Here is a 1,589-nt window from a genome sequence, read left to right on the forward strand (position 1 = left end):
AAGCTGAGCGCCATCCACGGTTCGAAATAAGTGAGCAGCTGCGGCTTCACCTGCGGATGCGTGTGCAGGTAGTAGTTCAGGCCATCGGCCCAGGCCACCATCAGCTTCTTCAGCCACGCCGGGCTGGCTTTGTACTGTGCCTTCAGCACTTCCGGATCGATGAAGAGCTTCATGCGCAGATCCTGCGGCAGTGCCTTCTCGCCCTCCACTTCGGCCATGCGGCCCATGGCGTTGATGAAGTTCGTTTCAACGCGGTGGAAGTCATCCTCGGACTGGGCGTAGATCATGCCGAAGACCGCGTCCGCGTCCGTCTTGCCGTAAATGTGCGGGATGCCCCATTTGTCGCGCATGATGGTCACGCGCTTGGCGACCATTTGCAGGCGCAGCGCTTCGACCGCGCCGACCTGGCTGGTCGCAGGAGCTGGTGCGGCCACTGCCGCAACGGGAATGGCACAAAGCGCGGCAAGCGCGGGACTCAGTCGGGGCATACTCTCTCCAAGTTTTTATATCAGGATGCGTCTACCAGCATCGCGATGCGTTCGCGCAGCTCGGCGTTTTCAGCCCGCAGCGCGGCATTCTTCTCTTTTAATTGCGCCACTTCGTTGCGCAGCTGTTCCACTTCGCTCAGCGGAATCGTGCGCTCGCCCTCCCATGGCGCGCTGCCGTCCGACTCCCTCGCCTCTTTCGGCGGCTTCGCAGGGCGGTTGGCGGCGCGCTGCTCGCGGATCTCTTTTGCCGCCTGCTGCAAGAACTTGCGTCCGCCCTGCACCGCCGAGACCTGGTCCGCTGCGGGCAGCGAGGCAACGGTTGCGGCAGCGTTGATCGAGATCGTCCCAGCCCGCACCGCTTCCACCAGTTCAGGCGTGGCGCTCTTCTGGATCTTCTCGATCTGGGTCAGCGTGTTGCTCGATACTCGCGCAGCGCGCGCGATGTCCTCACGCGAAGTGCGGACTTTCGGCGCAGGCGCGGCTTCCACTTCCTCCGCGGTCGGCTCGGGCGGCGCGATCGCCGCGTCTTCGGCCTTCAGACGCGCGGTTTCTTCCTCGGCGCGCTGGGCGAGAATGTCCTTCTTGCGCAGCGCGAGCACGCCGCGCTGGAAGTCGGACACGCTGCGGCGGCCCAGATGGTTATCAATCATCCACAGCATCACATCTTCGATGCTCTGGAATTGGGTATTCTGCGTGACCTTGAACGGGATGCCGTGTTTCTGGCAGATGCTGTAGCGGTTATGGCCGTCCACCAGCACATCGTTCCACATAACCAGCGCGTCGCGGCAGCCTTCGGCCAGCAAGCTGCGCTCCAGGGCTTCGTGTTCGGCTTCGGTCAGCGGGTCAATATAAGCGCGCAGGACTTCGTTGATCTGTATTTGCATGCTCGGGATTCCAGACGTATTTCTTCGACCCGCATGCTACACCAAACGCTGAACAGTCCCAAGTTGAATGATGGTCCATTGCCACTATTTCAACTTCCGCACTCTAAGGCGGCTCTGGATGTTAACTAACAAGCATGTCATAATAGCGGGCTCTGTGCCCCGATGGTGAAATTGGTAGACACACCGGACTTAAAATCCGTTGGCCGCAAGGCCGTGC

Annotated in this window: 2 protein-coding genes; both read right to left on the bottom strand. The window is 61.0% G+C overall.

Annotation, left to right across the window (positions count from 1 at the left end):
* Window positions 1–488 (bottom strand): penicillin acylase family protein (locus AB4Z11_RS31190; RefSeq protein WP_442029983.1); only part of this gene is annotated, 488 nt, incomplete at its 3' end.
* A 20-nt stretch (window positions 489–508) separates the two neighbouring features.
* Window positions 509–1,372: a hypothetical protein gene (locus AB4Z11_RS31195; protein ID WP_442029985.1), complete on the bottom strand. Its 864-nt coding sequence runs from the start codon at window positions 1,370–1,372 to the stop codon at window positions 509–511.
* Window positions 1,373–1,589 lie beyond the last annotated feature (217 nt).

Origin of the sequence: Pseudoduganella sp. RAF53_2, assembly GCF_052113985.1 — a bacterium.
In the GTDB taxonomy this organism is placed as follows: domain Bacteria; phylum Pseudomonadota; class Gammaproteobacteria; order Burkholderiales; family Burkholderiaceae_D; genus Rugamonas.

Excerpts from the sequence above, each read along its gene's own strand:
- AB4Z11_RS31195 (WP_442029985.1), bottom strand. The coding sequence starts at position 1,372 with ATGCAAATACAGATCAACGAAGTCCTGCGCGCTTATATTGACCCGCTG.